The 9683-nt window shown below is 64.1% G+C and carries 8 protein-coding genes and 1 pseudogene; 1 reads left to right on the forward strand and 8 read right to left on the reverse strand.

Annotation, left to right across the window (positions count from 1 at the left end; translation table 11 throughout):
- Positions 1-32: 32 nt before the first annotated feature.
- A complete protein-coding gene (gene hldE / locus G3436_RS14250; protein WP_163946010.1) occupies positions 33-1454 on the reverse strand; it encodes a bifunctional D-glycero-beta-D-manno-heptose-7-phosphate kinase/D-glycero-beta-D-manno-heptose 1-phosphate adenylyltransferase HldE in 1422 nt (473 codons plus the stop codon).
- Positions 1455-1576: 122 nt separating this feature from the next.
- Positions 1577-3378: pseudogene (gene msbA, locus G3436_RS14255) on the reverse strand (lipid A export permease/ATP-binding protein MsbA).
- 115 nt (positions 3379-3493) lie between these two features.
- On the opposite strand from msbA, the gene G3436_RS14260 reads away from it, so the two are divergent.
- Positions 3494-4132, forward strand: a complete 639-nt coding sequence (locus tag G3436_RS14260) for a BUD32 family EKC/KEOPS complex subunit (RefSeq protein ID WP_163946012.1) — start codon at positions 3494-3496, stop codon at positions 4130-4132.
- 33 nt (positions 4133-4165) lie between these two features.
- On the opposite strand, the gene G3436_RS14265 is transcribed toward G3436_RS14260, so the two are convergent.
- The 6 genes from G3436_RS14265 to G3436_RS14290 all read right to left on the reverse strand — a co-directional run.
- Complete coding sequence (locus G3436_RS14265; protein ID WP_163946014.1) at positions 4166-5332, reverse strand: O-antigen ligase family protein; 1167 nt, start codon at positions 5330-5332, stop codon at positions 4166-4168.
- Positions 5322-6092, reverse strand: coding sequence for a glycosyltransferase family 2 protein (locus G3436_RS14270; protein ID WP_163946026.1), 771 nt, complete (start codon positions 6090-6092; stop codon positions 5322-5324). The genes G3436_RS14265 and G3436_RS14270 overlap by 11 nt, the downstream gene beginning before the upstream one ends.
- Before the next feature lie 31 nt (positions 6093-6123).
- The gene (locus G3436_RS14275; RefSeq protein ID WP_163946016.1) at positions 6124-7080 is read right to left on the reverse strand and encodes a glycosyltransferase family protein; all 957 of its coding nucleotides are present in this window, start codon (positions 7078-7080) and stop codon (positions 6124-6126) included.
- Positions 7077-8498, reverse strand: a complete 1422-nt coding sequence (locus G3436_RS14280; RefSeq protein ID WP_163946018.1) for a PIG-L family deacetylase — start codon at positions 8496-8498, stop codon at positions 7077-7079. Before G3436_RS14280 ends, G3436_RS14275 begins: the two co-directional genes overlap by 4 nt.
- Positions 8495-9391 (reverse strand): antimicrobial resistance protein Mig-14, encoded by an 897-nt coding sequence (locus tag G3436_RS14285; protein WP_163946021.1) that lies wholly within the window; start codon positions 9389-9391, stop codon positions 8495-8497. Before G3436_RS14285 ends, G3436_RS14280 begins: the two co-directional genes overlap by 4 nt.
- Positions 9391-9683: glycosyltransferase (locus G3436_RS14290; RefSeq protein WP_163946023.1), on the reverse strand; the 293-nt coding region annotated here is incomplete at its 5' end. The genes G3436_RS14285 and G3436_RS14290, both read right to left, overlap by 1 nt.

Consider the following 9683-nt stretch of genomic DNA (forward strand, 5'->3'; position numbering starts at 1 on the left):
CAGCGAAGGGCTGCAAGGCAGCCCAATAACACTCAGTGCTTGCGGATTTTTTCCACGATGGCCGTGGTCGAGCTGTTTTCCACCAGGCCCAGCACCTTCACCGTGCCGCCGTAGGCCTTGACGATATCGGCGCCCACCACCTGGTCGATGCCGTAGTCACCGCCCTTGACCAGCACATCCGGCTTGACCTGGCTCAGCAGGTTCTCCGGCGTGCCTTCGGCAAAGCTGATCACCCAGTCCACCGCACCCAACCCGGCCAGCACCGCCATGCGGCGGTCGACGCTGTTGATCGGACGACCCGGCCCTTTCAGGCGGCTGACCGACGCATCGTCGTTGACCGCGACGATCAGGCGATCGCCCTGCGCCCGCGCCTGCTCCAGGTAGGTCACGTGCCCGGCGTGCAGGATGTCGAAGCAGCCGTTGGTGAACACGATCTTTTCGTTGTGCGCCCGCGCATCGTCGATGGCCAGCAGCAACTGGTCGAGGCTCAACACCCCACGCTCCGAACCTTCTTCACGCTGGATCGCGCGGCGCAGTTCAGGGGCGCTGATGGCTGCGGTACCCAGCTTGCCTACCACGATGCCCGCCGCCAGGTTGGCCAGGCCGACCGCGTGCGGCAGCTCTTCGCCGGCCGCAATGGCCGCTGCCAGGGTGGAAATAACCGTGTCGCCGGCACCGGTCACATCGAACACTTCACGCGCACGCGCCGGCAGGTGCATGGCCGGGTGCCCAGGGCGCAGCAAGGTCATGCCGTGCTCGCCACGGGTCACCAGCAGGGCGCCCAACTCAAGCCGCTGCATCAGTTCGCCGCCCTTGTGCACCAGCTCGTTCTCGTCGGCGCAATGCCCGACGATGGCCTCGAACTCGCCCAGGTTCGGCGTGATCAGGCTGGCACCGCGGTAGATCGAGAAGTCCTTGCCCTTGGGGTCGGCCAGCACCGGAATGCCCTTGGCACGCGCCGCCTGGATCAGGCTCTGGTGGTTCTTCAATGCACCTTTGCCGTAGTCCGACAGCACCAGCACCTTGACCCCGTCGAGCAGGGCGTCGACTTCGGCGCCCAGCGACAGCGGGTCGGTGGCAAAGGGTTCTTCGAAATCGATGCGCAGCAACTGCTGGTGACGGCTCATGACCCGCAGCTTGACGATGGTCGGCTGGTGCGCGATGCGCTGGAAGATGGAGCGCACGCCCGCAGCCTGCAGGCTGTTGGCCAGGCTGTCGGCCGCCTCGTCCTGGCCGGTGACCCCCACCAGCGAGGCCGGCGCGCCCAGCGCGGCAATGTTCAGCGCAACGTTGGCCGCACCACCCGGACGGTCCTCGATCTGCTCGACCTTGACCACCGGTACCGGGGCTTCAGGTGAAATGCGAGAGGTACCGCCATGCCAGTAGCGGTCGAGCATGACATCGCCGACCACCAGTACCGGAGCTTGATCGAAACGCGGCATGGACAACTTCATGGGCAACCCATATAGACAAAATGAACAGGGGCGGGATATTAGCACAGCGCTGGCACCGGCCTGTTCGGCGCCGGTAACCTGCTGTGACAGCCAGGGCGCAGACCGCGCCCTGGCAAGGTGCATCAGGTGATGTCGGCCTTGGCCGGCTCATCCAGGCCCATGGCATGCAAGCGTGCGTAGTAGCCGTTTTCGGCCAGCAGCTGGGTATGCGTGCCACGCTCGACGATACGCCCCTGGTCCATCACCAGGATCAGGTCGGCCTTCTCGATGGTCGACAGGCGGTGGGCGATCACCAGCGTGGTCCGCCCTTCATCACCTGGTCGAGGGCCGCCTGGATATGCCGCTCGGACTCGGTGTCGAGGGCCGAGGTGGCCTCGTCGAGGATCAGCAGCGGGGCATTCTTGAGCAACGCCCGCGCAATTGCCAGGCGCTGGCGCTGGCCGCCCGACAGCAGCACGCCATTTTCGCCGACTTCGGTGTCCAGCCCCTGCGGCAACTGGTCGATGAACTCCTTGGCATAGGCATCGGCAGCCGCCGCCTCGATCTGCTCACGCGGCGCGCCGGCCAGGTCGCCGTAGGCGATGTTGTTGGCCACGGTGTCGTTGAACAGGGTGACATGCTGGGTCACCTGGGCGATGTGCCGACGCAGGTTGCGCAGGCGATAGTCCTCGACGTCCACGCCGTCCAGCAGGATCTCGCCTTCGGAGTGCGGGTAGAAGCGCGGGATCAGGCTGGCCAGGGTCGATTTGCCGCTGCCCGAACGCCCCACCAGCGCCACCATCTGCCCCGGCTCGGCCGAGAAACTGATGTCATTGAGCACACGGCGCTCGGTACCGGGGTAGGTGAAGCTGAGGTTGCGCACGTCCAGGCGACCGGAAACGCGCTCACGCTCGACGCTGCCATTGTCGACTTCGGCCTCGACATCCAGTTGTTCGAAGATGCTTTCGGCGCCCGACACGCCCTTCTGGATCGTCGAACTGACCTCCGAGAGCTGGCGGATCGGCTTGGGCAGCAGGCCGGCGGCGGTGATGTAGGCCACCAGGTCGCCGGCAGTGGAGTCGCCGCGCAGGTACAGCACCAGGAACATCAGCACGGCCATGGCCGAGTAGATCACCAGCTGCAGCATCGGCGTGTACACCGCGCTGGTCTTGGTCATGCGCAGTTGCTTTTCGGTGTTGCTCTGGCTGGCGCTGTCAAAGCGCTGCTGTTCGTAGCCTTCGCCGCCGAAGCTGCGCACCACGCGGTAACCCTGGATGGTTTCGGAGGCGACATGGGTCACATCGCCCATGGCCACCTGGATCTTCTTGCTCTGCTTGCGGAATTTCTTGCTGGAGCTGCTGACCATGAACGCGATCAGCGGCAGGATTGCCAGCATCACCAGGGTCAGGTGCCAGTTCATCCACAACAGGTAGGCAAACAGGAACACCACGGTCAGGCCTTCGCGGATGACCACCTTGATTGCATCGGTGGCGGCGCCGGTGACCATGGTCACGTTGAAGGTGATGCGCGAAATCAGGTGCCCGGAGTTATGGCTGTCGAAGTAGCGGTTGGGCAGCACCAGCAGCTTGTTGAACAGCTGCACGCGCAAGTCGTGGACCAGGCCCAGCGAGACCTTGGCCAGGAAGTAGTTGCCCAGAAACGAGCCCAGCCCCTGCCAGGCGGCGATCAATACGATCAGCAGCGGTACGGCCTGCAACAATTGCAGGTCGCGCAGGTACGGCACGGTCGGGAACAACACCGCTTCGGGGTTGCTCAGGCCATCGACGAAGTACTTGAGGATACCGGCCAGCATGGGCTGGGTGGAGGCGAATATCACGAAGCCCAGGATACTCACCAGGAAAATGCCCACGTAGGGCTTCACGTAGCCGAGCAGGCGAAAATAGATTTTCAGGCTCGAAGGCGCGGACGATTCAGGGGCGGTCATGAGAATCCGTCGTGTCAAAAAGATGCGCGATTGTATCACAAGCGGTTTTCGCCACTCGGTGCTGGGGTAATATAGCCGGCCGATCAAGCCTCAGGCCCCAAACACCGGAGTATCGATGCAAGCGCTTGAACATGCCCGCTACCTTGCCCTGCGCGAAGGCGCCCAGGTCCTGGAGGCCGACGGCACAGGAGACAAGGTGTTACGCCTGAACGACGGCTCGATGCTGAAGCTGTTCCGCCGCAAGCGCCTGATCACCTCGGCAGCCTGGTACCCCTACGCGCGACGCTTTGCCGACAACTGCACGACCCTGGCCGAGCGTGCCGTTCCCTGCCCGACGGTACGCCAGGTCTATCGGATTGCCGAGATCGCCCGTGACGCGGTGCATTACGACCCGCTGCCAGGGCACACCCTGCGCGAGCTGCTGGGGCAGCCACAAGGCAACGACCCGTTGCGCGCCCAACTGGGCCGTTTCATGGCCCACCTGCACGAAAAGGGTATCTACTTTCGTTCGGCACACCTGGGCAACGTGGTACTGACCCCCGAAGGCGAGTTGGGCCTGATCGACATTGCCGACCTGCGCACCTACCGCCGCCCCCTGCCCAAGCGCCTGCGCCTGCGCAACTTCAAGCACATGCTGCGTTACAAGCAGGACCGCGCCTGGCTGCTGGACAATGCTGGCGATGCCTTCAGCAGCGCCTACCTGGCCCATCAGCGCACCTGCAACGCCGCCGAACTGAGCGCAGCGCTGGCCTGAAGCGAAGCGACCACCCGAAGGTGGTCGACAGGGTTACAAACGCGTACGTGCCGAACGCTGCACGACCCGCCCCAGCACCATCGCCGCCGGCAGCAGCACCAGGGGCCAGAGCTCATCCGGGTTGCCGACCAGCTTGCTGCCATCGAAGTTGAGCATCACCAGTGCGCAAGCCAGGTACATGCCCCATGCATCGCGATGCTGCCAGGCTTGCCACAGGGTAGCGCCCATCACCACCAGGAACAGCACCAGCGACACCGCGCCGGTGTACAGCCCCATGGCGACGAAAATGTTGTGCGGGTGCTGAATAGGCATGCCGCCCGCCAGGGTCTGGGTGGTCTTGAAGTCGACCCCGCAGCCCAGCAGCCAGCCGCAATTGCGCCATTCACCGACCATGATCTGGAACAGTTCGGTACGGTACGAGTCACCACGCTTGAACAGCGACATGAACCAGGCCTGGTCATGCACCAGCCATACGCTCACTGCCAGCAGCACGATCGCCACCACTACACCGGTCAGACCAATCTTCGGGAAGCGCAGCACGCCGTACAGCGCCCAGACCCCCATCAGGAAGGCTGCGCCGACCAACGCGGTGCGGGTTTGCAGTACAAACGCCACCGCAATCAGCGACAACACGAGCGCAGCAGCAGCCTCGACCCAGCGGCGTTGCTTGATCCATCCCGGCAGGGCCAGCGCCAGGGCGCACAGCAGCCAGATGCTGGCATAGATGACGTTCTCCATGCGCGATGGCAGCAGGCGTACGCGCTCGCCGAAGCCGAATACACCGGTGGTGTAGGCATAGATGGCGTAGCCGAAGATGTACGCGCAGATGATCCAGAACAGCGCACGGGTGAACGCCGGCGAGCGGAAGAACTCAGGGTTGGCCAGCCCCCCGACCACGAACACGAACACGCTGACATACAGGATGTGCTTGTAGAACTGCGCTTGGCCGGCAATCGCTGCGGGCACCAGGAACCACAGCAGGAACGCCAGCCACACCCAGCCAAGCTTTTGCTGGAACAACCCCGCGCCACGCTCCTTGACCAGGAACACCAGCCCCGGCACGGCAATGAACGCATAGAAGATGTTGTTCGTCCATTTGGACGAATCCATCAGGATGAAGCTGAGCAGAAACACGACAATTGCCGCGCCAAAGTAGCGCCGGCTGTTACTGTTTTCCAAGAGCACACCATTAAGCGACATTCAACATCCAGCCTATTACCAATCCAATGACCAACGCCCCAAGCAGCTTGAAGCGATCCCTGCGCTTGCGGCGCAACTTGTTCTCACGTTCCTGCGGCAACTCGACATGCCCGCCGAAACCGGTGTGCAGCACCGCATCGTTCTCCAGGATCAGTGCGTAGCGATTCTCGCTGGCGTACAGGCGTGACAGGCTCTTCTCACCACTGTGCCCGGCATAGGGCGCATGCTGCTGGTAATCGGCCAGGCGCCGTAACCCTGGGTTGAAGGAAAAGCCCTGCCAGTCGGGCTTGTGCGAACCCAGTTGATAGAACGCCACCCCCTGCAGCACCTGGCGCTCATTGAGAAACACGTAGGGGCTGTGCACCTGCAGGTCGTGATTGAAGCTGCGCAACCAGACCTGCAACGCCTGCGGGTCGGCCTCCAGCAACAACTGGGAGTCCTCGATGAAAGCAGGACGATAGAAGTCCCAGTCGTCTTCGCAATGGAACACCCAGCGCGTCTTGATCTGCGCGTAGGCCGCATCGATCGAACGCAACTGGCCCAGCTTGGGGTTGTTGACGATGCAGGTGGTGTGTTCGCGCCAATGCAACGGTACGCAGTCGCGCACCGCCTCGTCACCGGAGTCCTCGGTGATGAACACTTCGCGGATCGGCGCGGTATTGAACCGATCAAAGCTTTCCAGCGTGCGTTTGAGCAAGTCGAACCGGCCGCAGCTGGTCACCATCAGGGTGATATCGCTGCTTTCGCTGAAGACCATAATGCTTCCTCGGTAAAATTACGGTTGAACGGCCTCAGAGGCCTGTCGCGCTGCGCAGTCGCGCCCACCATCCCGGCTGGGGCTGTGCACGCAGCGGCGCGCGCATGCTCTGGGCAATGGCCTGGCCCACGGCATGGAAGGTAAAACGCGCCTCGGCCAACTGCTGCCCATTGCGCGAAATAGCCTCGGCGAGCTCGGGCTGCTCACGCAGCTGGCGCAACTTGGCGCGCAGCTCTGCCAGGTCGCGATACAGCACGATATTGTGCAGGTCGACAAAGCCCAGCGCCTGATTCTCCTCGTCACCCTGGTCATAGGCCAACAATACGCAGCCGCAGGCCATGGCCTCGAAGTTCTTGATCATGTACTCGCCCATGCCGACATCGGCACTGACGAAAAAGCGGATGCGGCTGAGGGTCTGGCTGTACTCCTCGCCCGACTTGGTACGCGTGATGACCAGGTCCTCGACGCTCGCCAGCGATTCGAGCAGCGCCTTGCGCCCGGAGTAGGCAACACTGCGCAGGCTGCCGACGAACGCCAGTTCGATATCGCGCTCGCGCTGTTGGTTGTGCAGCAGCGCCTGGTCATAGCCCTTGGGCACGAACACGGCGTCAAAACCCTCGTCACGCAGGCGTCGGGTCACCACCGCCCCCGAGGTGATCACCCGCGCCCACGGCAACTGGCGGTAATGCTTGCTGAACTTGCCGGTGTACTTGCACGGGATGTAATTCTGATAGGCGTCGTGCTCCAGAATCACCAGGTTGGGCAGGGTACGGATAAACCCGACCTGGCGAATCTCCTTCTTGAAGCGCAGGAAGAACAGGATCCGGTCGTACTCTTCGACATTGACGTGGCGCTTGAAATAGCCACGCAGGTCGTCCTGTTCGGCATCGGTCAGCCAGCGGGTATCACACTCGCACTCGGCAGCGATGCCTTCGTACAGGCGATCCAGAATGGCCCGTTGTTCTTTCTGCACCAGAAATAGAACTTTCACTCTTGCTCTCTCTTGTCGGTCTTGTTGCCGACCCAGAACAGCTCGTGCCGGCGCACGGCCTTGCGGAAAAACTCGTTGTCGCCCGTAGCCGGCCAGCGCCTGCCCGCCAGATAGCGCTGCAGCAGACGACGCAGACGACGCTTCAAGGGCGCAAGGGGTTGGAGGTCATGCATCATGCCCAAAGACATGGCTTTGTGCCATTGCCTTTGCTCGGTGAGCGTCAGCGTCCACGGGCGCATCGGCACCTGCCCGTCGAAGTGCGGTGGCAGGGCCACACCACTGCCGGCATCGCCCATTGGCCAGCGATCGTTGTCGTGCAGGTGATTGGCGTAGTGCAGCAAGGTGCGAGGGCTGTGCTGCGTCAATGCCAGCGCCTGGAGCACCGCATCGCGCGCGCAGATATGGTCCGGGTGCGGGTCGAGCGTGGGCTCGGGCAGCACAATGGTCAGGGGACGAATGTGCTCGATCAGCTCGCACAGGTCCTGCACCAGGTTGTGCCAGGACGGCACCCCATCGGCATCGCTGGCCAGCTCGACGCGGTTGAAACGCCGGAACAGGCGCGTGTCGGCCAGGCCAGCCTCGCGCGAGGCCAGCGCTTGCTGCGGCGCAGCCTGCATGGCCGCCAACTGCATGCAGAAGTACCCCAGTTGCACGCAACGCTCGGCCGGCACGCCGGCCCACAGCGGCACCGCAATACTGTCCCAACTGCGCAACTCGCCCTTCAGGCGTGCCGCCGCCACTGCGTCCAGCCCCATGGCGCGATAGTGCTCGGTTTCCACCTCGCCGGCGGTAAGGGTGACGATCCAGCTCTGCTCGGCCTGGGCGTACACGCCAAACGCCGCCAGCTCGGCATCATCGGCGTGCGGGGCGATCACCAGCAGTGGCCCGGCCAGGTAATCCGGGTGCCGGCACACCAGCAGCTCGACCTGCTCATCCAGGCTGCAGTGACGGCCGTGCAGGCGCAGGCGGCCTTCGACCAGCGCGGCGTGCTGCCCCGTCAGGTTCAGGTAGCGCGCGCCGTTCACACCGCGCTCGAATACCTGCGCATCAGCCGGGTCACCGTCAATGCGTACCGCCGGGTCCAGCAGACGCCCCAGCCACGAGGCACGCAAGCGCACCTTGAGCAGCAGCGTGTCGCCCGCCGCGACACGGCAGCCCGCCGGCGCGCTCAGGCGGCCCTGCTCCAGGCGCAGCCGATGAGACTCGTCGCAGTCGATGCAATAGTCATAGTCGCTGGCCGGTGCATAAAAGAGGTGGTCGCTGAACCAGGCTTCATGCCCGGCCCAGGCCAGCACCCCCAGCACCAGTGGCAACCACCAGGCCAGCCAGGCACTGGCCAGCAGGATGACAAGCAGCCCCAACAGCGTCAGGCGCTTGCGTTGACGGTGCCGACGAAGCAGTTGCTGCTTGCGGCTCACACCTGAAACACCGGCACGGGGTTGCACCATCGGTCCTTGTACTCGCGATCGGCGCGGCCGAAGGAGAAACGCAGCGGCTTGTTCAGCGCACGCGCCGCTTCCCACGCGCTCTGGGTATTGAGGAAGCTCAGCACACTGCCGGGGCTGAACGCACGGGTTTCAGGGTCGACACCGCCGTTGACGTATTCGACGCTGACCCACTCGGGCGCCTCGACACGGTACACCAGCTGGATCGCGATGGGCTTGGCATCAAGCAGCACCACCGAGCCGATCAGCAGCGCACGCAGGCGTTCGACCACCTCGGCCATACGCTCGGCCCCGGTGGCCGGGAAGCCCCAGCGACGCAGGAACAGGTCGCAGTACATCGCCGCGATTTCACTGCTGCTGAAATCGGTGATCGCGCGCACCTGACCGCCCGCTTCTTCCAGCAGGCGCAGTTCGCGGCGCTGGTTGTAGCGAAACTTCTTCGACAGCTCTTCAGGCTGGCGTGCCATGGCCAGGGCCTCGGCCTGCAGCTTGAGGTTGGCAAAGCGCCCCTGGTTGAGTTCGGACAGGTAACGCCCGGCATGGCGCAGCGGCGCCTGGGCGTCAGCGGCGGCCGGCAGGATCAGCTCGGCGTTGCCCAGGTCGAACAGGCCTTTCTTGCCGCGCCGCTTGAGCACGTCCTTGGACAACGCCAGGTGGCGGTCCCAGGTGGGAATCGCGGCCTTGAGTTCGCCAGCCTGGAACCAGCCCAGGTAGCGCACCGGAATCTCGGCCAGCGCCGCCAGTTGTTCGAGCACCAGCGGATGGGTTGCCACGCTGCCGCCAAAACGCTGCCAGGCCTGGGCGTAGGTGCCAGCGTCGATCACGCGCCAGCCACGTTCGCGCCAGCCTTGGAAATGATTGAGCATCACGCCGGCGCCATCAGCGTAACGACCTGGGGCAAGCGCCAGAACGTCTCGGCCACGGCCGCGTCGGAAAAGCGCTCGCGCAGGCGTACCAGCATTTGCTCGGCGCACGCCTGACGCTGCGCCGGGTCCAGCGCGGCCAGGTGCTGCAGGCCCTGCGCCAGATGCGCGGCATCGCCCAGCGGGAACAGGATGCCCACGCCCTCGACCACTTCCCTGGCGCCGCCGCAGGCCGTGGCCAGCAATGGCACGCCGGCGACCATGGCTTCAAGCAGCACCATGCCGAACGGTTCGT

The organism is Pseudomonas brassicae (assembly GCF_010671725.1).
In the GTDB taxonomy this organism is placed as follows: Bacteria; Pseudomonadota; Gammaproteobacteria; order Pseudomonadales; family Pseudomonadaceae; genus Aquipseudomonas; species Aquipseudomonas brassicae.

What these genes read in the sequence shown, in the direction of transcription:
- hldE (WP_163946010.1), bottom strand. Translation starts at nt 1,454, where the DNA reads ATGAAGTTGTCCATGCCGCGTTTCGATCAAGCTCCGGTACTGGTGGTC.
- G3436_RS14260 (WP_163946012.1), top strand. Translation starts at nt 3,494, where the DNA reads ATGCAAGCGCTTGAACATGCCCGCTACCTTGCCCTGCGCGAAGGCGCC.
- G3436_RS14265 (WP_163946014.1), bottom strand. Translation starts at nt 5,332, where the DNA reads ATGTCGCTTAATGGTGTGCTCTTGGAAAACAGTAACAGCCGGCGCTAC.
- G3436_RS14285 (WP_163946021.1), bottom strand. Translation starts at nt 9,391, where the DNA reads ATGCTCAATCATTTCCAAGGCTGGCGCGAACGTGGCTGGCGCGTGATC.